The following is a 25,827-nucleotide window of genomic DNA, read 5'->3' on the forward strand; positions in this document are numbered from 1 at the left end:
GATTTTCTTATCTATTTTCTTCTTACAACTCCGTGTGGCAAAGCAGATTATAGGGACTTCACAGATAAACACTATTTATTTCTAGAAAATCGTTGAAAAAGGCGACACTCCTGTGGGAATGCGTTAGTCGAAGACCCCGCAGCGCAGCGAGGAGACTGAGGCAACGCCCGCGGAAAGGGAGCCATTTCAACGATTTTCGTAATGCATGACCAACATCATTAAAAATAAAAAGACTGTAGACAACTCGTTTTTTGAGTTTGTCTACAGTCCGAAAATACCAAATAGTAAATATTTAGTACTTTCTTCTTTATCTTGTTCTATCTAATTTATTCATAATTTCTTTTCCATCTTCTGACCATTTGATCATGCGATAGAAAGCATCATGATAAAAGCTGAACCAATAATTATTACGTAACCCTTCATTTACCCACTTCTCTTTTGCAAAAACTGAGGTCATTGGATAATCATCGTATGCTAAAACCCATAATGGATTTTGGTGTGCATGCGTTGGCATTAGATCAGCTAAATGGATAATGGTCTCTTCCTTTTGTTTAAAGATTACTATACTATGACCATCGCTATGACCACCAGTATGTATCATTTCAATGCCATCCAATATATCGATAGATTGAGAATAAGTTATTATCTGTGATTCGATTGGTTCCCAGTTTTCTTTCCAATAAGTATTTCGAGAACGAACATTTGGATTTTTCATCTCATTCCATTCAACATCCGAAACATAGATTTTGGCATTCGGAAAAGCAGAAACTAGCTTTTCATCTTCCCATTTTGTTAGCCCACAAGCATGGTCAAAATGAAGATGAGTCATCATAATAATATCAATATCCTCAGGTAAAAAACCTAGCTGAGCTAAGTTATCTTCTACTAACGATTGATCGGATACACCATAATTCCGCAGTTGTTTTTCAGTAAACTTTCCAAACCCGAGACCAGTCTCCAGTAATATATTATGCCCCTTATATTGGATAAACAATGGGTCGGATGGTAACTCAATTTGATTTTTATCGTTCACAGGATATTTCTTTTCCCATAATGGTTTTGGAACAACACCAAACATGGCGCCCCCATCCATAAAGGTTGTTCCGCCTTTTAACCAAGTAAATGTCATATCGTGAAATTGATACGTATCCATTCTCCCATCCCCTTTTATACGTATTTTGCTTCAACTCGATAGATAGGTTGTCCTTTCGCAGAAAACTTTTCTTCGTATTCTGTCATAATATTGTCTTCTGGCATATTAGCATGCAAATCAAGTGACACATCTTTTATTAACATACCATAAGCTGACATGCTAGTTAAAGAATATTCAAATAATCCACGATTATCTGTTTTAAAATGAATTTCTGCATGATCTACCAAGATAGACTCATATAGTTTTAAAAATCCTTCATGTGTTAAACGTCTTTTTTCATGACGTGTTTTCGGCCATGGATCAGAGAAATTCAAATATACTCGATCTACATCATTTTTTTCAAAATATTTATCTAAATCTGCTCCGTTTACTTTTAACAAACGTAAATTCGGAAGTGGCTGAGCACTTATTGCATTTTCAAGTGCTGACACAATGACACTATCATAAAGTTCAATCCCTATATAATTTATATTTGGATTTTGCTTTGCCATACCAGTGACAAACTGCCCTTTCCCTGTACCTACCTCAATATGAAGTGGGTTATTATTCTTAAACTCCGAATCCCATTTTCCTTTTAGGTTCTCCGGATTTGGAATTATAATTTCTGGATGAGCATTAATAAATTCTTCTGCCCATGGTTTATGTCTTAACCTCATTATATTAACTCCTTTTGTTTATTGGTCTTGCTAAATTCCAAGCTTTCGATTTAACCGAGAAAGAGTACATCTGATCTATCTCTGTTTTACATGAAAACTCACCATCTGCATGGCCATATACGCGATCATGCATGGTAATCTTAAAATTCTTTGCTTGAAATTGTATCACTTCTTTATATTTTGTATGTTTACCAAAAAACACAGTTCCGAAAATGAATAGTAACTTCCATCTTGGCAATTTGTTCACTAATGTCATTTCGATTAGTTCATCATTCGGTAGTGAGCTAGGAGATATTTTCATTCCCCCACCAAAAAATGCTTGATTGCATACAACAAAAAACCAAACATCATCAAACTTTATCGTATCTTCTTCTGTATGTAAAGAAAATGAAAATCTATTGAATGTTAATAGCTCTTTTATAACATAAAGTATGTAAGTTAGTTTACCTAATCCATAAGAATTCAACCACTTTTTCCACCTTGAATAATTGACCGAGTAAACTACTTTGGCATCAAAACCAAATCCCGCATTGTTCACAAATCCATAGGAATCTTGTTCAGTTGTTAATTGACCAAAATCCATTTTCTCCAATGTATTAAAGCCAATCAAATAATCCTGCAATTGTTCAATCGTTTGAAACGAAGAAAATGTTCGACCAAAGTCATTCCCGCTACCTGCAGAAATCACTCCAACTCGAACATGATTAAATCCAACAACTCCTGAAATTATTTCGTGAATTGTTCCATCTCCACCAATTGCAATAATTTGTATTTCTTCCTTGCTTTTTTCAGCACAATGCTTGGCAATCTCTTTTGCATGCCCACTATATTCTGTCATAAAAAATGTATAAGGAAAAGTTAATTTGTCCTTCCAAGAAGCCCATATTTTTTTGGCTCTCCCATTTCCAGCATGTTCATTAACAATAAAAATTATGTTATTCATCCGCTTCCTCACCATCTAACTCCCACCCAGTTCTAGAATATGATGTTGTTTGTGCTAAGTCTAGTATTGCCTGGGCAGCTTTAAATTGCATGTGCTTCATTGGGGAAGGGGAAGAAGCTAGTGACTTAAACCACTCTTGATATTTTCTTGTATCGATAAATTGGGTATTAAATGAAGTACCTGGGTAATCAATATAGCCATTTCTGGAAAGAACTACTTTCCTAACTGGTAAATCTATTTCTTCTTTCTTAAAAATTTGCATTAAGATAGATTCCATACGATTCAAGCTGATCAAAGGACTTAATATTTTGCTCTCATCTTTTCCACTTTTTCGCAACCAAAACCGGTCGCTACTTCCTATAAATGCATCCAGATCCCTTGCTTCCAACGCAACAACACAAATAATTTCCGTTGGTAAAATAAGAAGAATATCTAGTTCTACTGGAGCTTTTTTTAGTTTTAAAATAGGATAATAAAATAAAAAATAGTTATCCGGTAGGCGAAGTGTAAAATTTCGTAATAATGTATCCCGCATAAATTTTGGATCTACATATGATTTTTCTCGTAGCGTGGAACTTGCCCATTTTAACTGAAAATGAAAAAGCTGATCCAAATACATTCGTTTTAACTCTTCTATTGACTGAGGTTTATACACAATATTTGGTTGAAAATGAAGGGTTGTGAACTCCTCCGGAATAATTTCTTCCTCGAGTAACTCATTTTCTACCCACACCTCTTTTTCTGAATGCTCCTCTTTATTGCGATTAAAAAGCTTAGAAAATAGTGATTTCTTTTCAGGTATTTCTTCTTCATCTTCCTTCTCTAACCAAGAAGATTCTAATGTTCCATTTTCCCATTCCTCTTTGGTCCGATCCCATTGTTGCTTTTTAAGTCGAACGAATTGAGTTGGATATCTCTTTAAGTCCACTTGGTATCTGGAAATATAATCTTGAAGCTTTACTAGTTGGGCCATTATGTCACCCTCCTACAATGTATTAAACTTACTTCTTCATAGCGTGGTATACTATTTGGATTAATTTTATATAGTGTGAAATTGTTCACCTTAAATGATTGTTTTTCTAATAAAAATCCATTTGTTAGTTGCAAAGCATCACTTTTCCATTTTTTCGCAATCGTAATATGAGCTTTAAAATCATTAGAATTGAGCCCCTCAACCAAATTTGAAATGGCCTCCATTACATTTTGTTGCAAACGTAGTAAGAATTCGCTTTCTTCTAGTGCTATGTAAACAACTCGAGGTGTTCGCTCGTTTCCAAAATGAGAAAGTCCATCTGTTAGCAAATCAAACGAGTTCCAGTCGATTTTTTGTAACGACTGGATCATTTGATTTATAACAAGCTCATCTAAATATCCTAAATAAACAAGTGTTATATGCAAATCTTCTGCTACTGGTAATGTTTTATGGGTTTCATGTAAATTAGTTTTTTCTCTTGCTTCTACTATGGAATTTGCAATAGAACTAGGTATTTTAATACCTATAAAATAATGTGTTTTCATACTCCAATAGACATTGGGATTTTTGACTCAAACGCTTGTTGTATTTTTTCAGTCAATTCTCCACGTTTGCCGTTTCCAATTGCATGACCATCAATTGAAATAATCGGCATTACTTCTGCATTTGTGGAAGACATGATAAACTCATCCATTTCAAGTGCCTGTTGCTTTGTGAACGCCTCTTCTACTACAGGGATACCAACTTCTTTACAGCAATCTAAGATTACTTTACGTGTGATACCATTTAATATTAAATTACTAACTGGATGCGTATAAAGTACACCATCTTTTATTCCATACATATTAGAAGATGATCCTTCTGTTACAGTTTCCCCGCGATGTAATACAGCTTCAAAGCAGTCTTTACTGATTGCTTCTTGCTTTGCAAGTACATTACCGAGTAGATTTAACGACTTAATATCACATCGAAGCCAACGAATATCTTCCACGAAACAAGCTTTTACTCCGTTCTGTAGTTGAGCTAACGGGCGAGTTGTTTCTTTTGTATATGCAGTTAGAACTGATTCCACTGTTTGAGTTGGAAAATTATGCTGTCTTGGGCTAGTACCGCGAGTGACTTGTAAATAAATTTGACCATCTTGAACTTCATTTAATTCGATTAATTCATGAAGCATTTTATGCATAACATCTTTTGTATAAGGAATTACTAATTGGATTTTATCTGCACTTTCATATAGACGATCGATATGTTCTGTTGCAGTAAATACATTTCCGTTATAAATTTTGATTACTTCATAGATCCCGTCACCAAATTGATATCCACGGTCTTCATATCCAATTTTTACTTCCTCTTCGTTGATGATTTGATCATTCCATAAAATTTTCGCCATTAGATTTCACCTTTTTCTGTAGATTTATTTGCTAGTTCAACGATCGCATCTGCATAAATAGCTGTTGCTTTTACTAAATCTTCTATATCTACATATTCATCCAACTGGTGTGCTAGATCTATTCTACCTGGAAATAACATTCCAAATGCAACACCTTTTTTAAGTACTCTTGCATAAGTTCCTCCACCAATCGATAATAGCTTTGCTTTTTCACCAGTTTGCCTTTCATAAACCTTCTGCAATGATTTTATCAGTATATCCTCTTTATCGACGTAATGTGGTTTAGAGTTAGTAGAAATATCTAAAGCCACACTACTTTTTTGTAAAAATACTCGACAATCATCGATTTTCTGATTGAATGGATACGAAACGGAATATCGCATACTTACTTGTATATTAAATCCTTGTGTCGGAGAATAATGAATAATTCCTGCATTTAATGTAGTATCACCTGACACATCATCTGTAAAACTAAGATTTAACGCTTTTCCTCGACTATCTTGTCCAAATGAAATCATTATAAATTCAACAAATTCTTTTGAATGACTTGTTAAATTCAGCTTATTTAAAAATCTAGCAAGAAGTACTGCCGCGTTTACGCCGTCATTTGGTTCCATTGCATGTGCTGATTTACCATATATAACTAGCTTAATTTGCCCTTCTTCTAAAGAAATTTCTCCTTTAAAAGAATTTTCTTTTATATACATTTCAAATAACTCTTTTGTTTGTTCAAAATCACCCATGATAATAGCATGTGCTTCTTCTGGAACCATATTTGTTCTTTTTCCAGCTTGGAATGATTGAATTGTCTGTTTGTCAGAAGTTCCATTTTTTGAAAATACGAGTGTTGCTATTCCTTTTTCTGCATTAATGATAGGAAAATCAGCATCAGGGGCAAATCCAATATGCGGCATTTGCTCTTTTTCGAAGTATCGTTCTACACATCGAAAACCACTTTCTTCATCCGTACCAATAATCAGTCGAACTTTTTTGGAAAGTTCAATACCTGATTCTTTTACTAATTTCATCGCCATCCAAGCTGCAATTGTTGGACCTTTATCATCAATTGCCCCACGACCGTAAAGCTTATCATCTACTACTACTCCTTCAAACGGTGGGTACGTCCAACCTTTTCCTTCTGGAACGACATCCACATGACAAAGGATACCTAATATATCTTCTCCTTCACCCATTTCAATATGTCCTGCCATATTATCAATGTTTTTTGTCAGAAAACCTTCTTTTTCTCCTTCTTTTAACATATGTGTAAGGGCTTCTAAAGGTTTTGGCCCAAATGGCATTTCAGGTGTAGCAAATTCTTCCTGTAATACACTCGGTATTTGAATTAATGCTTGCAATTCAGCTATAATATTCGATTTCTTTTCTTCTGCAAGTTTTAACCAATTCATATTACATCCTCCTACTATCGTTTTGATACAGCTATTTTACACTTATTTGATGTCAACGTCTTTCATTAATTTTTTTCAAAATTATTAAGTGTTTGTAAAAAAATTGATTTTTATAGTAATTTCCATGGAAATCTACTATAATTAAATTGTCAGATAATAAAATTGACCACCATTTTAGTAAAGGGGCTGTAAATGGCAATTATTTTTTGCTTTTCACCCAAGTCGTCCGCTAGTCTAGTCACGAGATATGATGATGAAGGAGTGGTTACTTATGAAACCTACTACTGATCGGATGCTCAATCGAATTAAAGATGTGTATATGTTCATCCGAGATAAAGGAACAGTCACAACACAGGATTTAGTCGATGAATTTGGCATCACTCCTCGCACAATTCAAAGAGACCTGAATGTGCTTGCATTTAATGACTTAGTCATTAGTCCTACGAGAGGGAAATGGACCACGACGAATAAACGAGTAAAAATGACATCTTAGATTCAACAATATGAAAAGAATGACCTTGCTTATGCAGGGTCATTCTTTTGCTTTATTAAATCTAATTCCTCTTCTGTTAATTCCCGATATGTACCTTCCTCGAGTGATTCATCTAACTTTAATGACCCCATCGAAAGTCTCTTTAAATAAACTACTTTTTTACCAACTGCCTCAAACATTCTTTTTACTTGGTGAAACTTCCCTTCCGTAATCGTTAATTCGATTTCAGATACCGGTCCTTTACTTAATATGTTTAAAATAGCAGGCTTTGTCTTGTATCCATCATCTAAAATGACTCCTTCTGTAAAAGCTTCCATATCGGATTCATCTACTCTTCCTTCAATTTCTGCAAAATATACTTTCGGTACATCTTTATGAGGCGAAAGAAGACGATGGGTTAATGCACCGTCATTCGTTAATAAAAGTAACCCTACAGTGTCTTTATCAAGTCTTCCTACAGGATAAGGATTAAAATGACGAACGTCATCTTTCAACAGATCAATAACTGTTTGATCCCTTGAATCCTCCGTTGCTGAAATAACTCCTGCTGGTTTATTGAGCATCAAATAAATAAATTCTTTATACTCAACCACTTCTCCATATATGGACACTTGATCCACTTTTTCATTTACATGCATAGAACTATCTTTCACCACTACATCATTCACTCTAATTGCTTTTGACTTTATTAAACCTTTTACTTCTCTTCTTGTACCAAATCCCATATGAGATAGAAATTTATCTAATCGCATGTAATTCTCCTAAAAACCAAATTTTTTCGTAAACCTCGTTATTCTTTCTCCAAATAACTTCTGAGCAAGCCCAAGTCTTAGTGAGACAAAGCCGTAGAAAGCTGCCCCGATTGCAGCAGAAATAAAGATAACAAGTAAAGCTTCAAGTTTACTATCCACTGTAAATAATTGTCCTATTCCCCATTTACATATGAAAACAAGACAAAGCATGACTATATTAATAAATGTAATTAGCATAGTCCTTCTTATAACTATAGTGGATTTATAGTGAAGTGTTTTTGAAATTGCAATTATGTTTAATATAATCGCAACTATATAACCAATTGAAGTAGCTAATATCGCTCCATCTGTTTCAAACGCTTTTATGAGTGGAGTATTTAATACTAGTTTTGTTAGTATTCCAAGTAATAAATTTAAAATAATTAACTTTTGTTTATCTATACCTTGTAATATAGCCGTTGTTACAGGATACAGAGCAAACAATATTGCTACGGGTGCATAATGTGCAAGAACATTTGCTCCCACATCGCTCTGCTCATAAAACACAAAATAGAACTCATTTGCTAAAACAGAAATACCTAGGGCAGCTGGCAATGTTAAAAACAATAATATTTGAAAAGACTGATCTAAAGACTTTTTTACGAGAACAAAATCTTTTTTCGCATAATAACTAGTAATAAGTGGAATAAGTGTCATTGAAAATCCTGTTGCTAACATTACCGGAATCATAACAAGCTTATGAGTAGTAAAGTTTAACATCCCCAGATAAGTGTCTGAAACGGAAGCTTTTCCAATCATTGTCATTGCACGATTAAATGTAATCATATCAATAAACTGGAATAAAGGATTAATAACACCAACTAATGCAAAAGGGACTGTGTAGACTAAAATTTCTTTATAAATGTCTTTTAGTGAAACATCTGAAGTTCTCTTTCCACTGGTACTTAATAAATCATTAAACTCTGGTTTTAACTTTTGCCAGTACCAATACAATACAACTAAACTTGCCACTGCTCCTAAAAATGCAGCAAATACAGCAAACGAAACAGCAGTTTTCTCCGATCCTCCGAAAACATTCATAACTAAAAATGCTCCTGCAAGGACAAATAATATACGAATAATTTGTTCAAATAATTGGGATACCGCGGTAGGTGTCATATGCTGATAACCTTGGAAAAAACCTCTTACAAGGCTCATAACAGGCACGACAATAACCGCAAAGCTTACATATCTAATAACCGTTGCAACGTCCTGAACAGAGAAAAATGCATCTTTGTCTTTAATAACAAGATGAGCAATCGGTTCTGCTAAACTGTATAAAATAAAAAATCCTAAAATACCTGTTACAGTCATTAGTAACATACTCGATTTAACTAATTTTCTACCTGTCGCATAGTCTCCTAATGCATTATATTTTGCTACAAATTTAGAAACTGCAATAGGTATACCTGAAACTGCAATTGCTAACATAATGGAGTAAGGAACATAAGCATATTGATAAAGGACTACATACTCCTGTCCTATCATTTGATAAAAAGGTATTACATAAAGAACACCAAGTATTCTAGATAGTAAGAGACCAACTGTTAATATCATTGTCCCTTTTAATAAATTCGATGCCATAAAACCCGCCCAATCTTCTGAATGTCTAACTTACAGTTTACAACTGTCGTAAGAAAAGCTCAATCATGTATAATAAAGAAAAAATGGAAAGTGTGAAATCTATATGTATGACGTTATTGTAATCGGCGGAGGTCCTTCGGGTTTAATGGCCGCTGCAGCTGCTGGAGCAGAGAAAAAAAAGGTATTACTAATTGAAAAAGGTTCAAAGCTTGGTAAAAAGCTTGCTATATCTGGCGGTGGTCGTTGTAACGTAACTAATAGGCTACCACTAGAAGAAATCGTGAAAAATATTCCAGGAAACGGAAGATTTTTATTTAGTCCGTTCTCCGTTTTTAATAATGAAGATATTATTACGTTTTTTGAAAATCTAGGTGTTGCCCTAAAAGAAGAAGATCACGGAAGAATGTTCCCTGTATCGAATAAAGCAATGGATGTTGTAAATGCACTGCTCGATGAGTTAAAAAGACTTCATGTGGAAATAAAACTTAATTCTCCCGTTGGAAAACTGTTAATGAATGATGAAAAAGTAATTGGCGTTCGCCTTGCCTCTGGGGAAGAAATTGTTGCTAATGCTGTTGTCGTAGCAGTTGGAGGAAAAGCAGTTCCGCAAACTGGATCTACTGGTGATGGCTATCCTTGGGCTGAAAAAGCGGGACATACAGTCACTGATCTATATCCAACTGAAGTTCCTTTATTATCAAGCGAGAGCTTTATAAAATCGAAAGAGCTGCAAGGTCTTGCTCTAAGAGATGTTGCTGTGTCCGTTCTTAAAAAAAATGGTAAACCTATTATAACCCACCAAATGGACATGCTATTTACCCATTTCGGCTTAAGTGGTCCAGCCATTTTACGTTGTAGCCAATTCGTTGTGAAAGAGCAAAAGAAAAATGGCGGACAACTTGTACAAGTCCGCATAGATAGTTTACCAGATCGAAACGAAGAGCAAACATTCCAATCGCTTCTATCTTCCATTAAAGAAGATCCGAAAAAAGCTGTTAAGAATGTTTGGAAAGGACTAGTTCCAGAAAGATGGCTTTTATTTTTGTTACAACGTGCAGGTATAAGTGAAAGTGAAGATGGTCAAAACCTAGCACATGATAAAATAAGAGAATTTGCACATCAATTAAAGCAATTTACCGTCAATGTTTATGGAACACAACCATTAGACAAAGCATTTGTAACAGGTGGTGGCGTGTCCATTAAAGAAATTGAACCAAAAACAATGGCATCTAAAAAGAAGGCAGGATTGTTTTTCTGTGGAGAAATTTTAGATATTCATGGATATACCGGAGGATATAATATTACTTCTGCCCTCGTTACAGGAAAAATTGCAGGCATGAGTGCTGCACTAACTAAATAATTTACTCTCAACATTGCGGAGAGTATACGCAATTTAGAAATAATGCGTCTTAAAGAGGTTCTATTAGGTGACTACTAAGATTTTCTCAGCAGGCGGACGCTTTCCGCCGGGTGAGCGATGAGCCATCACCGCCGCTTACGCGTTCGTTGTGTTGGCTCATTTGTCTCACTCATCCGGCAGGAGTCGCCGCCTGCTGCGAAAATCAATGGAATTTACTTACTAACAAATAACTAAATCGAATAGAGCACTAGGTTACAAACTTCATCTTAGCAGTGGCTATATGAATCTTAGCTAATAATTAGTAAGCACATTTCGTTGATTATAGCGCAAGGCGGCGACTCCGGCGGGATCAGCGGTCAGGTGAGACCCCGCAGTGGAGCGCCAGCGACCGAGGAGGCTCACCGACCGCCCCGTGGAAAGCGTCCGCCTGAAGTGGAAATCAACTGCCCCAGTGCTAAATCCTATCGGAAGCTGTGACGCATTATATCTAAAAGATACTTCTCTTAGTTAAATGCGTGAAAATAAAAATTGAATTTTAAAACAACTTATAATACAATTGTCTGTAATTAGTGATGACGAAGAGTAGTAGCGATATGAAATGCTATAGAGAGCTGGCGGTTGGTGCAAGCCAGTGCAGTACATATCGTGAATGGGCTTCTGAGCTCCAAGGCTGAACCATTTAGTAGGCTTTGGCGTTTGTCTACGTTACAAGACTAGTAAATGTTTGTTTGCTAATAAGTGGATTACAATAGTAATCAATAAAGGTGGCACCACGGCTCTCCGTCCTTTACGATGGAGGGCCTTTTTGTATGCAGTTGAGAATAGGAGAGATGAGCTATGACAGTTGAGACGAGAAGCTATGAGATGAAAGAGATTCAAGGCGATATGATGACACCTATTTCCATTTATAATTCGCTAAATGGAAATAAAAAAATGCTATTTGAATCGTCCGCCAAACATAAAGAAAGCGGACGGTATTCATTTATTGCATTAAACCCAATTGCTGAATTAACGGGTGACCAATCCGGCTATACATTGTCGTATACCGAGGGGGACACAGAGAAAGGTTCAACACCCGTAATAGAACAACTAAAAAAGATGATCCCATTCCATCAGGAAAGTTACCCCTTTTCATTTTTTGGTGGTGCAATTGGCTATTTTGGATATGAAACAGCTTTTTATTATGAAAAAATTGGTGAAATGTTGCTCGATGAATTGGATATGCCAGATATTCATCTTATGTTTTATAATACTTTTATTGTGTATGACCATCTAAAGCAAGTGGTAACGATTGTAGCAATCGATTTATTCCAAGATGGTCGAAGCCGGCAAGAAATGATTGACGCAATAGAAATAATTTATGCTGATTTACTAATGGGGACGAATTATCAAAAAGATACAGAAACAAAGTTAGCTTTTCAACCAATAATGGATGAAGATTTATTTGTTCAAATGGTAGAAAAAGCAAAAGCACATATTGTCAAAGGGGATATTTTTCAAGTTGTTTTATCTCAGCGTTTTACCTCCCCTTTTGAAGGAAACCCTTTTTCGTTGTACCGTCAGCTTCGTACAACTAATCCCTCTCCTTATATGTTTTATATGGACTTTGGGGATTATACGATACTTGGTACTTCACCAGAAAGTTTAATAAAAGTAAATAATGGATTAGTTACAACTAACCCAATTGCAGGTACAAAACCACGAGGAAAAACAGCTGAGGAAGATGTGCAAATCGCAAAAGAATTACTGGTCGATGAAAAAGAAATTGCTGAGCATCGTATGCTCGTAGATCTAGGACGAAATGATATTGGAAGAATCTCAGAAATTGGTTCCGTACAAATCGAAAAGTATATGACAATTGAATACTACAAATACGTCATGCATATCGTCTCAGAAGTAACTGGGCGCTTGAAGAAAGACTTACATGTGCTAGATGTATTATCCGCTTGTTTACCCGCTGGAACTGTTTCAGGCGCACCAAAAATTCGTGCGATGCAAATAATAAATGAGCTAGAATCGACTAAACGCGGAGTGTACGCTGGTGCTGTAGGCTATATTTCTGTAACTGGTAATATGGATTTAGCACTTGCCATACGTACGATGGTTGTAAAAGATAGTCAAGCACATGTCCAAGCTGGCGCAGGTATTGTCTTTGATTCCGTTCCGAAAAGTGAATACGAGGAAACGATTAATAAAGCGAAAGCACTTTTGGAGGTGCAACGATGATTTTATTAATCGATAATTATGATTCCTTTACTTTTAACTTATTTCAACAAGTGAGCGAACTAGGAAAAGAAGTCCAAGTTGTTCGAAATGACGCAATAACGATTGAAAAAATCGAACAATTCCATCCAGAAGCTATTATTATTTCTCCGGGTTCAGGTACACCAATTGAGGCAGGAATATCAATTAAAGTGATTCAAAAACTGTATCAAAAATATCCTATACTTGGAATTTGTCTTGGTCATCAATCTATTGGAGCTGCTTTTGGAGCTAACATCGTCCAAGCAAAAACAATTATGCATGGAAAAATTTCTACTGTAGAACATACTAATTCATCCTTATTTGAGGGTTTTAACGAAGCCATTTCCGTCATGAGGTATCATTCACTTGTTATTGATGAAAATACATTAAGTGAGGAACTAGAAGTACTCGCTAGAGCCCAAGATGACAATGAAATCATGGCCATAAAAAATCGAGACTACCCATTATTCGGGCTTCAATTCCACCCTGAATCGATAGGCACTGCACTTGGTGATCAATTAATGCAAAACTTTATAAACACGATAAATAAGAAAAGCGCAAATACCCTTTAAAGTGCATCCTGTCTTCATTATTTTTAAAGTGCTCTTGACAGCACTTAGACCGTATCATTACCGGGTAATTTTTAAGAGGGACGGAAAGTGGCAAGCCACATCCCATCCCTCTTTATTAGTAATCCTATGGTTGTCGTTTGTCCGTCGCCCGCTTGAAACAGCTGGAGTCAGGTTACTTTTGCTTTAGCTAAATAAGAGAAAAAATACTCTCAAACCCTTAAAGCAACGCACAAAGATTCAATTTCGTGCGCTATTCGCTCCTTTATAGATGATACGTTTTTTTAGCAAAGCCTTCTAAAAGGCAATTTGCAGAAAGTCACGAATCTCCTCACATCCACTATTTCAATTGGTACAACCCAATTCCGAGACCTAGTGCTTACCCAGCAACATTTTAAAAACAATTGAAACAAAAATAAAAACTATGTTGTAATAAAAATACAAAATAGTTTTTTCTTTATAATTCTCATTACATTTTAATAGAATTTCAAATTTATTATTTATCCCCATACATTAAATAACAGACTTGTTTTATTTTCATCAGTAAGGAACTTAATATTAGTATAGCCTAAAGCTTCTGCACGTTCAAAAAATTTATGAACCATCTGCTGTTCTTTTAAAACGATTGACACGTAAACCGAATCAATCACCAGAAGTGCAAGTTGGCAGGAACTTTTCAAAAATTCCTCATAATTTTTGACTTCCACTACGTCTTCACGAGTAGGAAAAGCTTTTAAATCGGCAAATATTACGTAGTATTTACCTGTCGATATATCACTAAAAAACGCTTCCCCCTCCATAATAACATTAGGTGGCAAAAAATCTGGATCTGGGATTTCCATGCTATGCGCTTCTCCAGAACCGATTGACCAACACCAAGATGGATCAACTATATCCACTAAAATATCAGATAATTGCTTACCAAATTTATTTTTCATTTCAAAAAGAAGCCCCAGCATTTTCTCTTCCCCCTTTTTTTAAAGTACGAAATAAATCATAACTAGTTTTAATTTTACATCAATTCCAAAAATTATACTCTTAATTCTTTTTTTATTTAAAATAATTCATCAAAAAAAGTAGCAAAAGCTACTCTCTTTCCACTTCAGTTCTTTCCTCAATGTACAAAGCACGTTTATTAAATTCTTCAAACTCTACTGGAGATAACTCTTGTAATTTATTTTCATACTTTGAGCGTTTACAAAGGGCCTTTAACCATATCGAAATACGCTTTTTTACGCTTGATAAGCGAAAACTGGGAGTTACTAAAAAGTTGCACTCTCTTGTAGAAAATCGTTGAAAAAGGCGACACTCCTGCGGGAACAGCGTTAGTCGAAGACCCCACACGAAGCGAAGCGTAGGAGGAGGCTGAGGCAACGCCCGCGGAAAGGGAGGCCACTGAAAAACCAAAATTCAGAAAATAAAGTCACCACTTGAGAAGTATATTTGTATCAAAATTGGCATGACGTCCCCATAAACACCCTAAAAAGTGAAGGAATTATGGGATTTCGTTTTTATTTTTTGAAAAAAAGTGACTTTTTCAGTGACCTCCGGAAAGGGAGCCGTTTCAACGATTTTCATATTTATAACTAGTAGACAACCCAATCTGATAAAGTCACCGTCAACGTAGAGACAAAACGGATCGACGTTCGCCCGCGGTAAGCTTCGGAAAACAATTGCCCATTGTATGTATTTTCTAAAAAAAAAGCTGCTCCCATCTCATTTTGAGAAAGGAAGCAGCTTTTTATAATTAGATTACGATATTAACCATTTTACCAGGAATTGCAATGATTTTCTTCACTTCTTGCCCCTCCAGCCACTGCTGAACTTGCTCTGAAGCTAGTGCTAATGCTTCCAATTCTTCTTTTGTTGCATCTTTAGAAACATTCAATTTGGCACGTACTTTTCCTTTAATCTGAACAGGAATTTCCACTTCATTATCTACTAATTTAGATTCGTCGAAAGTTGGCCAAGATTCGTACACAATTGTATTGTTATGTCCAAGAATACTCCAAAGCTCTTCTGCAATATGCGGAACGATTGGCGAAATAAGCTTCACAAATCCTTCTACATATTCTTTGGAAATTTGCTCTGCTTTATAGCCCTCATTGATAAATACCATCATTTGCGAAATGGCCGTATTATAATGCATTGCTTCAAAGTCTTCTGTTACTTTTTTCACAGTTTGGTGATACGCTTTTTCCATATTGTCTGAAGAAGTGTCTGTTACTTTAGCGCTCAATTTACCATCTTCATCGACAAGCAAACGCCAAATACGATCTAGGAATCTTCTTGACCCATCTAGCCCATTTGTTGACCATGGCTTAGAAGAGTCCAGTGGTCCCATGAACATTTCATAAAGACGAAGTGAATCAGCACCATGACTTTTCACTATATCATCGGGGTTTACTACATTCCCTTTTGACTTAGACATTTTTTCGTTACCTTCACCTAGAATCATTCCTTGGTTAAATAATTTTTGGAATGGCTCTTTCGTTGTCACAACACCAATGTCGTAAAGGAATTTATGCCAAAAGCGCGCGTACAATAAATGTAGTACCGCATGCTCCGCTCCACCAACATAAATATCCACTGGAAGCCAACGTTTTGCTAGTTCTGGATCCACAAGTGCTTCGTCATTGTTTGGGTCAATGTAGCGTAAGTAATACCAGCAGCTACCTGCCCACTGGGGCATTGTATTCGTTTCACGACGACCTTTTTTGCCTGTTACCGGATCTACAACATTTACCCACTCTGTAATATTTGCTAATGGTGATTCACCTGTCCCACTTGGCTTAATATCCGATGTTACAGGTAACATTAATGGCAGTTCAGATTCATCTACAGCTGTAGATGTGCCATCTTCCCAATGGATAATTGGAATTGGTTCACCCCAATAACGTTGGCGGCTAAATAACCAGTCGCGTAGACGATACGTGATTTTCTTTTCACCTTTACCGTTTGCTTCAAACCATTCAATCGCTTTAGCAATGGCTTCTTGTTTATTTAAACCATTCAAGAATTCAGAGTTAACAAGCGTACCGTCAACTGTATATGCTTCTTTTTCAATATCCCCACCGGATACTACTTCAACGATTGGCAAGTCAAACTGTTTTGCGAACTCATAGTCACGCTCATCATGAGCAGGAACTGCCATAATAGCACCTGTTCCGTATGACGCTAACACATAATCGGCAATCCAAATAGGCATTTTTTTACCACTTACTGGATTAACCGCATAAGCACCTGTAAATACACCCGTTTTGTGTTTTGCAAGGTCTGTACGTTCTAGGTCACTTTTCAATTTTACTTGATCTTTATAAGTTTGCACCGCTTCTTCTTGGTCGGCAGTTGTAATTACATCCACTAACTTATGTTCAGGTGCTAATACCGCATATGTTGCACCGAAAATAGTGTCAGGTCGAGTTGTAAATGCACGGAATGATTCATTTGTACCGTCCACTTCAAATGTAAGCTCTGCACCTTCTGAGCGTCCAATCCAATTACGTTGCATTTCTTTTAAACTTTCTGGCCAGTCTAGGTCATCTAAATCTTCTAAAAGTCTATCTGCATAAGCAGTTATGCGAAGCACCCATTGACGCATTGGACGACGTTCTACTGGATGTCCCCCACGCTCCGACACACCATCGATTACTTCTTCATTAGCCAATACAGTTCCTAATGCTGGACACCAGTTTACAGGCACTTCATCCACATACGCTAAACCTTTTTTGTACAGCTGAATGAAAATCCATTGTGTCCATTTGTAATAAGAAGGATCAGTCGTATTTACCTCTCTATCCCAGTCAAATGAAAAACCTAAATCTGTCATTTGACGTTTAAATGTAGCAATATTCTTCGCAGTGAATTCTGCAGGATCATTCCCAGTATCAATTGCATATTGCTCCGCTGGAAGACCAAAAGCATCCCAGCCCATTGGATGAAGAACGTTGTATCCTTGTTTACGTTTAAATGCACTTAATATATCCGTTGCGATATATCCTAATGGATGCCCAACATGTAAACCTACTCCTGATGGATAAGGAAACATATCCAAAGCATAAAATTTTGGTTTGGATGGATCATCTGTCATCTTATACGTCTTGTTTTCTTGCCAATACTTTTGCCACTTTTTCTCAATTGCTTCATGATTAAAGCTCATAAAATATTCCTCCTTTAAATAAAAAAACTCGTCCCTTAAAAAACTAAGGGACGAGAGACTATTATACTCACGCGGTACCACCCAAATTAGTGGAAAATCCACTCAACTTGACTCCTTAACGCGGAAAACGGTATAAGCTACTAAAAGTTCACTTATACAGACTCAAAGGCGAGTTCAATAATTCGTTACACTAACTTCCACCAACCGTTAGCTCTCTTTGGAAACGTCGATTATTTACTAATCCTTTTCACAGTCAATTCTATTAGAATTTATTCTAATGGATTTCGGAATAAAATACAAGCTGCACTTAAATAACTACATTCTCTTTTACATCTTTAATAATTAACGTAGCTTCCGTTGCAGCTACTATATCATCTATAGTATACCCTTCAAATACCTCTTTTAATTCAAGACCATCTTTTGTCACTTCAATCATTGCACGTTCTGTAATTATTTTATTCACAACTGCTTTACCTGTTAAAGGCAATTCACATTCTTTTTTAATCTTCGCAGAACCGTCTTTTGCACAATGATCCATAATAACGATGATTTTTTTAGCACCATGCACTAAGTCCATTGCGCCGCCCATTCCTTTAATCATTTTTCCAGGAATCATCCAGTTAGCAAGGTCACCTTTTTCAGATACTTCCATTGCACCTAAAATCGCTACATCTACATGGCCTCCACGAATCATCGCGAAAGACTCTGAACTTGAAAAGAAAGAGGAGCCTGGGATTGTTGTTACTGTCTCTTTCCCTGCATTTATTAGATCTGGATCTACTTCTTGTTCAGTAGGGTAAGGTCCGATACCAAGTAAGCCATTTTCCGATTGTAGAACGACTGTCTTATCAGGGGATATGAAATTTGCAACTAATGTTGGAATTCCAATTCCTAAATTGACGTAGTTACCATTCTCGATTTCTTTTTCTGCTCTTCTAGCAATCTTTTCTCTTGTATTCAATCGAATCTCCCCCTTATGAACGTGTCGTTAAACGTTCGATTCTTTTTTCTTGTGTTGCTTGGAAAAGTCCTTGTACATAAATACTCGGTGTATGTATTTGAGCTGGATCTAAATCTCCTGTTTCGACAATTCCTTCTACTTCTGCAATGGTGATTTTACCTGCAGCAGCCATCATTGGATTGAAGTTTTGAGCTGTTTTATTGTATATTAAGTTTCCGAATTTATCTGCTTTTGCTGCACGAATTAATGCAAAGTCTGCACGAAGTGATTCTTCTAAAACGTACTCTTTTCCATCATATTCACGAATTTCTTTTCCTTCTGCCACAACGGTTCCAACACCAGCTGGAGTAAAAAACGCTGGAATTCCAGCTCCACCTGCACGAATTTTTTCGGCAAGCGTTCCCTGAGGAGTTAACTCTACTTCAATCTCACCAGAAAGCACCTGACGTTCGAATTCTTTATTTTCTCCAACATAAGAACCTATCATTTTTTTTATTTGTTTATTTTTTAATAGTAGTCCAAGTCCCCAATCATCGACTCCACAGTTATTAGAAATAACAGTTAAATCTTTTACCCCTTTTTCAACTAAAGCTAAAATAAGCTGTTCTGGAATACCTACTAATCCAAAACCACCTACCATTAGTGTCATACCATCTTGAATGCCTGCTACAGCTTCACTAGCTGAACTGTAAATTGGTTTCATGATCTATTTCCCCCTTCTTTCGTAAACACACTCTATTTTATATTCTCAAATTTTAAACAATTAATCAATCGCAATTAAAAAGAAAAACACCGCTGATACAAATCAGACGGCATTTTTCTTGTTTATTTTTCTTAGCGGAAGGTCATATAGTAAACTTGCTACTATTGAAAAGATTAAAAGACTTGAAAGGATAAAAACCATCATTTGCGTTCCGTGAGCTTCTACGAGAACTCCACCTATTAACGGTCCAACCATCCTTCCGATTGTAGCCATACTATTCACAATACCTTGATAAAATCCTTCTCTTCCTTTAGGAGCTAATTGATCTGCAAGCGTTGGCACTGCAGGCCATACAAACATCTCACCAATTGTTAAAATAACCATAGCTGTTATAAACATGGCATAATTTTCTGCAAAGCCCACTACAACAAATGAACCCATGAAAATAACGATACCGATTATAAGCTGAGTTTTTATTTTATGCTCTAGACGAGTAACAATTGGTTTAATGAGAGGCTGAGCTGCTACAATTAACGCACCATTTATAGTCCAAAGTAGACTATATTGCTTTAATGTAATACCAAGTTCTAAAGTGTGCGTTGAAATGGTAGTTGTCCACTGTACATAAACAATCCAAGTTATTAAGTATCCAAATGTCACAATCATCATCGCATAAAAAGGTGCTTTTTGGTTGTTACTCTTTTTATCAATTGGAACAGAAGTACTTGCACTTGGTGAATTAGATAAATTTCGATAGAATAAAAAAGCAATGATAAAAAATATAATATACATTACTAAATTGGCAGTAAATATATAATTGATATTTTTAGCTGCTATAAATCCTGCAATGGCTGGGCCTAGTGCTACACCAACATTTTGTGCCAGATAAATTGCATTGAAAGCTTTTCTGCCACCTTCTGGCCATACACTTCCGACCATCGCATACATACTAGGGAAAACAATTCCTCCACTAAATCCTAAGATTGCAACAATCCAAATATATTCTGGCCAACCATGCCAAAAAGTCAATAATACTAAAGCAAAAATCGTTAAAATAATTCCAAACATAATGGACTTATAACCACCTATTCGGTCGAATAAATATCCACCAAGTAGATTTCCAATCACGCCTGTCCCAGCATTGATCATTAGAACAATACCGGCCATTGTTAACGATTGACCAAGATAATCGTGCATATAGATTGTATGTAAAGGCCACAAAAATGAATTCCCTGTAACATTGACAAACATTCCTATTATGAGCAACCAGACGGCTTTTGGCATAGTCAACACCTCCATTATCAATATACCTCGACGTATTTGCGTCCAGAATTCGAAAGGAGTTAGCTTATTTTGTACCATCATTCGACAACGGGTAACTGCCCTGCATTAAAAATGCCTCGAGTTTTCGCGATGAACTCCTTACTATATCTATGACATCCGTCGGTAGCTTTACCTTATTCAGTGGGCGTTTGTAATAACACTGGATAAAAATAACGTATGCTCAGACAATTGTATTCTTTTTACTATATATCGACAAGATGATTCTGCAACTTTTGCGAAGAAATGATAAAATGAGCCTGTTAAGGAGTGATTTGAAGTGAACGAAAATAATTTTCCATTTCCATCTGACGGAAAACGATATTATACATGGAATCGTTATTTAAGAAATACATTTGATATGAAAATATTTAAAATTGCATTAGACGCTGGTTTTGATTGCCCTAATAGAGATGGTACAGTAGCATTTGGTGGCTGCACATTTTGTAGCGTTGCGGGTAGTGGAGACTTTGCAGGAGATAAAGTAGATCCGATTGCAATTCAATTTGAGAAGATAAAATCGAAAATGCATGAGAAATGGAAATCAGGAAAATATATTGCTTATTTTCAAGCATACACAAATACACATGCCCCTTTAGAAATATTAAAAGAAAAATTTGAAGCGGCTTTAGCTTTAAAAGGAGTCGTTGGAATATCTATTGCAACAAGACCAGATTGTTTACCAGATGATGTTGTAGAATATTTAGCTGAGCTAAATGAAAGAACCTTTTTATGGATTGAATTAGGTCTACAAACAGTTCATGAACGAACTGCGAACCTTGTGAATCGAGCTCACGATTATCCTACATATGTAGAAGGTGTAAATAAATTACGTAAGCACGGAATTCGTATTTGTACACATATTATTAACGGGTTACCATTGGAAAACAGAGAAATGATGATGGAAACTGCAAGAGAAGTTGCAAATCTAGATGTGCAAGGCATCAAAATACATTTACTTCATCTGCTTAAAGGAACCCCAATGGTGAAGCAATACGAAAAAGGAAAGCTCGAATTTATGGATCGAGATGCGTATATTCAACTTGTTGTCGATCAATTAGAAATTCTACCTCCAGAAATGATTGTGCATCGCATAACTGGTGACGGACCTATTGACTTAATGATTGGTCCAATGTGGAGTGTGAATAAATGGGATGTACTAAATGGAATAGATAATGAATTAGCAAGAAGAGATAGTTTTCAAGGGAAATATTATAAAAAGACTGGTGTTTTGAAATGATATTAAAGAGAGTTTTACCATTTGCGAAAGATTTGTTGTCAAAAGTCATTACAAAAGGAGATATTGTAGTAGATGCTACTGCCGGTAATGGATACGATACCGTATTTTTGGCAGAATTAGTTGGTGAAACTGGTCACGTATACGCATTTGATGTACAAGCAGAGGCAATAAAATCTACACAAGAAAAATTAATACAAGCAAATTTACATTCGAGATCCACACTTATTTTAGATGGTCATGAAAATGTGTCTACTTACGTCCAAAGTGAAATTGCTGCAGCTATTTTCAATCTAGGGTACTTACCTGGTAGTAATCTCGAAATTGTAACTAAGGGAAAATCTACAATTCAAGCATTAGAATCACTTCTTGGAATGTTAAAAGTTGGCGGGATAATAGTTTTAGTAGTTTATCATGGGCACATTGGAGGTAAAGAAGAAAAAGATGCGCTTATGAATTATGTACAACAATTACCACAGTCATTCGCTCATGTACTATCGTATCAATTTTTAAATCAACAAAATAATCCGCCCTTTATCATTGCAATAGAAAAAATGAAGGCAAATTAACACTTTATTATCTCTTTTGCAATGCATATATTTTAAATGCATGGGGAAACTAAAAGGTAAAGTAGCAGAATCTTTTTGTTTCTAGCTCACGTAGTAGCCGTTGGCGTCTGAAGTTAAACAGATAACTGAGTAGGCGCGTAATGCGCCTGCTTTTCAGTGTTAAAAGACAGTCTGGTACGAGTTACGCCTAAAGCTGTTCAATTTAAAAAAGGAGAATCCCCATGCCAAAAATTGCTTCGATTAGTACATACAATCCTCCCTTTGCACTTGAACAACAAAATATTGAACGATTAACAAAAGAATTATTTCAAGATAAAATAGATCAATTGGATCGTTTGTTAAAGGTATTCGAAAATGGAGACATCGAAACACGCTATTTTTGTGTTCCAATGGAATGGCATAAAACAACCCATGATTTTGAGGAAAGAAATAATTTGTATATTGAGTTAGCTACTAAATATAGTGTTGAAGTAATAAAGTCTTGTTTAGAGAGCCCCATTTTCCTTGAAAAGTCATTTTCTCCTGAAGAAATAGATGCAATTATTTTCATCAGTAGTACTGGAATTTCTACTCCTAGTATAGACGCACGTGTGATGAATCAACTTCCTTTTTCGGATCGCTTAAAACGAATCCCAATTTGGGGGTTAGGTTGTGCTGGTGGTGCTGCTGGCATTAGTAGAGCTTTCGATTATTGTAAAGCACATCCTACTGCTAAAGTACTTGTCGTTTGTGTAGAACTTTGTAGCCTTACTTTTCAACCGAATGATTTCTCCAAAAGTAATCTAATTGGAGCTTCGTTATTTGCGGATGGTTCAGCATGTGTATTAGTTTGTGGAGATGAAGTACCTCTTATCAATAAAAAATCGATTCCATCTATTATAAATACAGCATCTAAGTGGATGCCAAACTCAGAAAATGTTATGGGCTGGAACGTAAAAAGTGATGGTCTTCATGTTGTGTTCTCTAAAAGTATTCCTTCTGTCATATCTACATGGTTAGGACCATTCATCGATGAATTTCTGTCCGAAGAGCAATTGATGAAAAATCAAATAACCAATTTCATCGCACACCCTGGTGGGAAAAAAGTATTGGAAGCGTACGAACAAACACTTCAACTCGAACCAAACAAGACAGCTATTTCAAGAGAAGTATTAAAAAAACACGGAAATATGTCTTCTCCAACTGTTCTTTATGTATTAGAGCAATTTATGCTCCAAGAAAACTCTAAACAAGATATTGGATTACTAGTTGCATTAGGACCTGGTTTTTGTGGAGAAGCAGTATTATTAAAATGGGGGGATTAGGATGTTATTTTTAGTGATCATTTCACTAGTCATTCTCCAAAGAATTACGGAGGTTATTATTGCTAAACGAAATGAAAAGAAAATGCTTGCTCAAGGTGCTTACGAAGTAGGCGCTTCCCATTATCCATTTATGCTTGCACTACATTTCAGTTTTTTTATCTTTCTAATCGTTGAAGTTTTGTTCTTTGATAGAGAGATCTCACCATTATTTCCTCTTTTTTTTCTAATCTTTTTGTTTGTTCAAGCATTTCGAATTTGGTGTCTAACAACTTTAGGACAGTTTTGGAATACGAAAATTATTATTTTGCCGAATGCTAATATTGTTAGAAAAGGACCTTATCTTTACCTCAAGCATCCCAATTATGTCGTTGTTTGTATGGAAATAGTATTGTTACCACTTATGTTCCAAGCTTATTTTACAGCAATATGCTTTACACTATTAAATCTAGCAATGCTCTCCGTTCGAATCCCTATGGAAGAAAAAGCTTTATCAGAAGCTACAGATTATCATAAAGAATTTAAAAAGAAGATTTCGGCATCTTAACCGAAATCTTCTTTTAATTTATTCTTCCTTACCTAAAATCATCGTACTTAGAAAAAGTAAAATTCTTATTTATTCATTTCCATATTAGCTGCTTCTTCTACTGCTCTAGCAACTAAATGATGGAGCATAGGATCTAGTGGGTTAGGTATTAATTCACCTGGTTTCGTATGGTTTACAATCGCAGTAGCTGCAGCAATTAACATTGGATATGTTATATCAGATGCCCCTGCATCTAATGCTCCTTTGAAAATTCCTGGGAATCCAATCACATTGTTGACTGAACGTCCATCGGCAGCAAACGCTGCGCCTGCTGCAATCGCTTCTGTTGGAAGAATTTCAGGATTCGGATTAGATAATGCTAAAATAATTTGACCTGAACGAATCATTTCAGGTTTGATTAATCCAGATACGCCAGTTGTAGCAACAATAATATCACAAGTTTGCATTAATTCTTCTAAGGAGGACTTTGTTTTACCACCATAATGAATCAAACGATCTTGTGCCTCTTCCTGTCGATCCAAGCCATACACTTCATCTATACCATAAGCCATTAACATACGACAAATTGCAAGTCCTGCAGCACCAAGTCCAATTTGACCAATTACTGCTTTTTTCGGATCTACTCCTGTTGATTTACAAGCGGATAATATTGCTGCAAGAGCAACTACCGCTGTACCATGCTGATCATCATGCATTACAGGAATAGGGAGTTCTGCTTTTAATCTCTCTTCTATTTCAAAACAATGAGGAGAACCAATATCTTCTAGTAATATTGCTCCAAAACCTTGATGAATATGTTTTACTGTCTCAACAATTTCATCAGGATCACTTGTATTTAAAAGAATAGGCACACCACTTAATCCAACAAATTGGTCTAGTAGCACCGCTTTTCCTTCCATTACAGGCATTCCCGCAACAGAACCAATATTACCTAAACCTAGAATAGCTGTCCCATCTGTTACAATGGCAACAGAGCTTCCAATCGAAGTAAAATAGTTTGCTTTTTCAGGATAATTTACTATCTCCATACAAACACTCGCTACACCAGGAGTATAAATTCTTTGTAAATCTCCTAGTGAACGAACGTCTAATCTACTTTTCATTGCAATTTTTCCGCCTTCATGCGCTTTAAGAACATCGTCTGTTACCGCATGGATTTTAACACCATTTCCAATTGTTTCTATATTATCAATAACTTGTTGAAGCTGAGCTTCAGACTTACAAGTGATTGATATGTCTCGTATAGTTGTTAAAGCACCACTTTTTAATGTAGAAATATCACCAATGTCTCCTTCAGCCATACCTATAGCTGTGGCTACTTTTGCAAAGTTACCTGGTTTAGATGGTGTTTCTACAATAAAATTCCGAATAATATGTTGGTTTTGCATTTTTTTATTCCCTCATTTTCTCTATTTCAATTAATAGATTATAACACAAAAAAGCCTTCATTCGTACTGAATGA

23 protein-coding genes and 2 other annotated features are annotated in these 25,827 nt (G+C 35.9%); of the genes, 8 read left to right on the plus strand and 15 right to left on the minus strand.

Going from position 1 to position 25,827, the window contains the following annotated elements; translation table 11 throughout:
• Positions 1–307 precede the first annotated feature (307 nt).
• From FG384_RS16665 to pepV, 7 genes are read right to left on the minus strand one after another with little or no spacing between them, the layout of a single operon-like run.
• The gene (locus FG384_RS16665; protein ID WP_142643838.1) at positions 308–1,153 is read right to left on the minus strand and encodes a YtnP family quorum-quenching lactonase; all 846 of its coding nucleotides are present in this window, start codon (positions 1,151–1,153) and stop codon (positions 308–310) included.
• Between the two features lie 14 nt (positions 1,154–1,167).
• On the minus strand, positions 1,168–1,809 hold the full coding sequence (gene trmB / locus FG384_RS16670; protein ID WP_142643839.1) for a tRNA (guanosine(46)-N7)-methyltransferase TrmB: 642 nt from the start codon (positions 1,807–1,809) through the stop codon (positions 1,168–1,170).
• 4 nt (positions 1,810–1,813) lie between these two features.
• Entirely contained in the window at positions 1,814–2,752 is a 939-nt protein-coding gene (locus FG384_RS16675; RefSeq protein WP_166462471.1) for a diacylglycerol/lipid kinase family protein, read from the minus strand.
• The gene (locus FG384_RS16680; RefSeq protein WP_142643841.1) at positions 2,745–3,725 is read right to left on the minus strand and encodes a nuclease-related domain-containing protein; all 981 of its coding nucleotides are present in this window, start codon (positions 3,723–3,725) and stop codon (positions 2,745–2,747) included. Before FG384_RS16680 ends, FG384_RS16675 begins: the two co-directional genes overlap by 8 nt.
• Positions 3,725–4,270, minus strand: a complete 546-nt coding sequence (gene thpR / locus FG384_RS16685; protein ID WP_142643842.1) for an RNA 2',3'-cyclic phosphodiesterase — start codon at positions 4,268–4,270, stop codon at positions 3,725–3,727. Before thpR ends, FG384_RS16680 begins: the two co-directional genes overlap by 1 nt.
• Positions 4,267–5,118, minus strand: a complete 852-nt coding sequence (dat, locus tag FG384_RS16690) for a D-amino-acid transaminase (protein ID WP_142643843.1) — start codon at positions 5,116–5,118, stop codon at positions 4,267–4,269. The genes thpR and dat overlap by 4 nt, the downstream gene beginning before the upstream one ends.
• On the minus strand, positions 5,118–6,527 hold the full coding sequence (gene pepV / locus FG384_RS16695) for a dipeptidase PepV (protein WP_142643844.1): 1,410 nt from the start codon (positions 6,525–6,527) through the stop codon (positions 5,118–5,120). The genes dat and pepV overlap by 1 nt, the downstream gene beginning before the upstream one ends.
• 271 nt (positions 6,528–6,798) lie before the next feature.
• Between pepV and FG384_RS16700 the strand changes: the two genes are divergently transcribed.
• On the plus strand, positions 6,799–7,020 hold the full coding sequence (locus FG384_RS16700; protein WP_142643845.1) for a DeoR family transcriptional regulator: 222 nt from the start codon (positions 6,799–6,801) through the stop codon (positions 7,018–7,020).
• Positions 7,021–7,049: 29 nt separating this feature from the next.
• Here FG384_RS16700 and FG384_RS16705 read toward each other — a convergent pair whose 3' ends face one another.
• On the minus strand, positions 7,050–7,772 hold the full coding sequence (locus FG384_RS16705) for a pseudouridine synthase (protein ID WP_142643846.1): 723 nt from the start codon (positions 7,770–7,772) through the stop codon (positions 7,050–7,052).
• A gap of 9 nt (positions 7,773–7,781) precedes the next feature.
• Positions 7,782–9,395 carry a putative polysaccharide biosynthesis protein gene (locus tag FG384_RS16710; protein ID WP_142643847.1) on the minus strand — a complete coding sequence of 538 codons (1,614 nt, stop codon included), beginning with the start codon at positions 9,393–9,395 and terminating at the stop codon, positions 7,782–7,784.
• Between the two features lie 103 nt (positions 9,396–9,498).
• Here FG384_RS16710 and FG384_RS16715 point away from each other — a divergent pair, with 103 nt between their 5' ends.
• From FG384_RS16715 to FG384_RS16725, 3 genes are all read left to right on the plus strand, one after another.
• The gene (locus tag FG384_RS16715) at positions 9,499–10,755 is read left to right on the plus strand and encodes a BaiN/RdsA family NAD(P)/FAD-dependent oxidoreductase (protein ID WP_142643848.1); all 1,257 of its coding nucleotides are present in this window, start codon (positions 9,499–9,501) and stop codon (positions 10,753–10,755) included.
• Positions 10,756–11,318: 563 nt separating this feature from the next.
• Positions 11,319–11,546: a binding site (T-box leader), on the plus strand.
• Positions 11,547–11,592: 46 nt separating this feature from the next.
• Complete coding sequence (gene trpE, locus FG384_RS16720; protein ID WP_142643849.1) at positions 11,593–12,981, plus strand: anthranilate synthase component I; 1,389 nt, start codon at positions 11,593–11,595, stop codon at positions 12,979–12,981.
• Positions 12,978–13,571 carry an anthranilate synthase component II gene (locus tag FG384_RS16725; RefSeq protein WP_142643850.1) on the plus strand — a complete coding sequence of 198 codons (594 nt, stop codon included), beginning with the start codon at positions 12,978–12,980 and terminating at the stop codon, positions 13,569–13,571. The genes trpE and FG384_RS16725 overlap by 4 nt, the downstream gene beginning before the upstream one ends.
• Before the next feature lie 497 nt (positions 13,572–14,068).
• Here the strand turns inward: FG384_RS16725 and FG384_RS16730 are convergent, their stop codons facing one another.
• The 5 genes from FG384_RS16730 to FG384_RS16755 form a co-directional block, all read right to left on the minus strand.
• Entirely contained in the window at positions 14,069–14,527 is a 459-nt protein-coding gene (locus tag FG384_RS16730; protein WP_142643851.1) for a DUF2691 family protein, read from the minus strand.
• 788 nt (positions 14,528–15,315) lie between these two features.
• Complete coding sequence (gene leuS / locus FG384_RS16740; RefSeq protein WP_142643853.1) at positions 15,316–17,727, minus strand: leucine--tRNA ligase; 2,412 nt, start codon at positions 17,725–17,727, stop codon at positions 15,316–15,318.
• 43 nt (positions 17,728–17,770) lie between these two features.
• Positions 17,771–17,987, minus strand: a binding site (T-box leader).
• Positions 17,988–18,034: 47 nt separating this feature from the next.
• Positions 18,035–18,694, minus strand: coding sequence for a 3-oxoacid CoA-transferase subunit B (locus FG384_RS16745; protein WP_142643854.1), 660 nt, complete (start codon positions 18,692–18,694; stop codon positions 18,035–18,037).
• 7 nt (positions 18,695–18,701) lie between these two features.
• Positions 18,702–19,391, minus strand: coding sequence for a CoA transferase subunit A (locus FG384_RS16750; protein WP_142643855.1), 690 nt, complete (start codon positions 19,389–19,391; stop codon positions 18,702–18,704).
• Between the two features lie 102 nt (positions 19,392–19,493).
• A complete protein-coding gene (locus FG384_RS16755; RefSeq protein ID WP_142643856.1) occupies positions 19,494–20,675 on the minus strand; it encodes an MDR family MFS transporter in 1,182 nt (393 codons plus the stop codon).
• Positions 20,676–20,991: 316 nt separating this feature from the next.
• On the opposite strand from FG384_RS16755, the gene mnmL reads away from it, so the two are divergent.
• The 4 genes from mnmL to FG384_RS16775 all read left to right on the plus strand — a co-directional run bounded on the left by mnmL (position 20,992) and on the right by FG384_RS16775 (position 24,365).
• Positions 20,992–21,951: a tRNA modification radical SAM protein MnmL/YtqA gene (gene mnmL / locus FG384_RS16760; protein WP_142643857.1), complete on the plus strand. Its 960-nt coding sequence runs from the start codon at positions 20,992–20,994 to the stop codon at positions 21,949–21,951.
• Entirely contained in the window at positions 21,948–22,517 is a 570-nt protein-coding gene (mnmM, locus tag FG384_RS16765) for a tRNA 5-(aminomethyl)-2-thiouridylate-methyltransferase MnmM (RefSeq protein WP_142643858.1), read from the plus strand. The genes mnmL and mnmM overlap by 4 nt, the downstream gene beginning before the upstream one ends.
• A gap of 221 nt (positions 22,518–22,738) precedes the next feature.
• Positions 22,739–23,821 (plus strand): type III polyketide synthase, encoded by a 1,083-nt coding sequence (locus FG384_RS16770; RefSeq protein ID WP_142643859.1) that lies wholly within the window; start codon positions 22,739–22,741, stop codon positions 23,819–23,821.
• A 1-nt stretch (position 23,822) separates the two neighbouring features.
• The gene (locus FG384_RS16775) at positions 23,823–24,365 is read left to right on the plus strand and encodes an isoprenylcysteine carboxyl methyltransferase family protein (RefSeq protein ID WP_142643860.1); all 543 of its coding nucleotides are present in this window, start codon (positions 23,823–23,825) and stop codon (positions 24,363–24,365) included.
• A gap of 65 nt (positions 24,366–24,430) precedes the next feature.
• Here FG384_RS16775 and FG384_RS16780 read toward each other — a convergent pair whose 3' ends face one another.
• Positions 24,431–25,753, minus strand: coding sequence for an NAD-dependent malic enzyme (locus tag FG384_RS16780; protein ID WP_142643861.1), 1,323 nt, complete (start codon positions 25,751–25,753; stop codon positions 24,431–24,433).
• Positions 25,754–25,827: the final 74 nt, after the last annotated feature.

The sequence above is a fragment of the Psychrobacillus vulpis genome, from assembly GCF_006861825.1.
Lineage (GTDB): Bacteria > Bacillota > Bacilli > Bacillales_A > Planococcaceae > Psychrobacillus > Psychrobacillus vulpis.